The organism is Staphylococcus pettenkoferi (assembly GCF_002902685.1).
GTDB classification, from domain to species: Bacteria; Bacillota; Bacilli; order Staphylococcales; family Staphylococcaceae; genus Staphylococcus; species Staphylococcus pettenkoferi.
In genome coordinates this window covers 1-1,389 of record NZ_PPRN01000120.1, presented here as the reverse complement: position 1 = coordinate 1,389, position 1,389 = coordinate 1, and the positions used below count along the sequence as shown (strand labels likewise).

Sequence of the window (1,389 nt, the reverse complement as noted above, 5' to 3'; positions counted from 1 at the left end):
GAATAATATAGTCAATAAAACAAATACTATATTCATATAGTGCTTCGTAGGAATATCCAAATAATCTAATATTGGTTTAGCTACAATAGATAATGAAATCCCTATCCTCCCCCCTAATCTACCGAAGGCTTCACCTTTTTTTACTCTTTCTTTACTTAAAGTAGACTTCTCAATATTTTGTAGTTCATCCTCATTGATTTCTATTAATTTTTGTCTGGTAAAATAATTCAATAAAGGAAATAGGAAAGTCAGTTTATTTCTATTTAAATCAATTATGAAGTAGCGGTTATGTAACTCTATTAATTTATACTTACTATTTTTTTCAATTGGATTAATTATTACTTTATCGATGACTTATCGACCTCCTTTAGTTAAAATTTTCTATGAAATAAAATTACTAGCCCAATCTTTAAATATCAGTCTTTCACCTAACAGTCAGTACACACTTCCATCTACTTTTTTAATTTAATCTTGCTAATCTTTCCTTCAATTGTAGTTTTGTTATATAACAATCTATTTTGAAATAGAATCAAAGAGAAAGCCACCATAATCACTAAAATATATATTATACTTGATTCTTTTAGTTTTATTGTTCCTAAAGATACAGCTATAACAAAAAGGGTTAGTAAAGTATTTATTAATATATTTTTGAGCATTTCTTTTGTATTAGGTAAAACTAACGCTTTTCCTATATATCTATCTTGACTAATGTTTATTTTTTCTCTATTTCGTAGATTTATGACTCCTTTTAAAATTATTAAAGGAAATAATATTATTACTAGTAGTAAAATATTTAATACTACATTAGTTTTAAAATCCATGTAATCTATAAAAGGTCTTCCTATAAATCCAATAAACAAACTTGTAGCTATACATGCACTCAATATTCCACTACTTTTTTCTTTTTGTTTATCAATAATATATGGTCTTCTAATATTATACATTTCTTCTTCGCTAATTTTTATTAATTTTTGTTTATTAAAATAATTAAATAGAGGAAATACATAAGTAATTATATTTCTATTGCTATCAATTATGAAATGTTCATCATTATAATGCACTATTTTGTACTTGCTATTCTTATCAATAGTATCTATCGTAATCTTGTCGATGATAAATCACTTCCCTAATCTTCGCTATAATCTTCTAAAGAGTTATTATTTAATTGAGAAGTTAATTATTGGATTTCTATTTTTTCCACCTCACTCCGCCAATTTTCCCTTTAGTATTTATTTTATCGTAAATATATACATTTTGAGATGATAATATTATCGTGAACATCATTATGCCTAATATAAATATAACACTAGAAATCTTTAATGTTATTATCCCAATAGATAAGATTATTATGGAAAATATCAGTATTATATCTGTCTCTTATACACATCT

At 24.6% G+C, this 1,389-nt stretch carries 2 protein-coding genes; both read right to left on the bottom strand.

Annotated elements, in window-relative coordinates; genetic code table 11:
- On the bottom strand, positions 1 to 327 hold a 327-nt coding region (locus tag CD126_RS12535), incomplete at its 3' end, for a DUF443 family protein (RefSeq protein WP_421673277.1).
- Between the two features lie 125 nt (positions 328 to 452).
- Positions 453 to 1,088 (bottom strand): DUF443 family protein, encoded by a 636-nt coding sequence (locus tag CD126_RS11965; RefSeq protein ID WP_260979559.1) that lies wholly within the window; start codon positions 1,086 to 1,088, stop codon positions 453 to 455.
- Positions 1,089 to 1,389 lie beyond the last annotated feature (301 nt).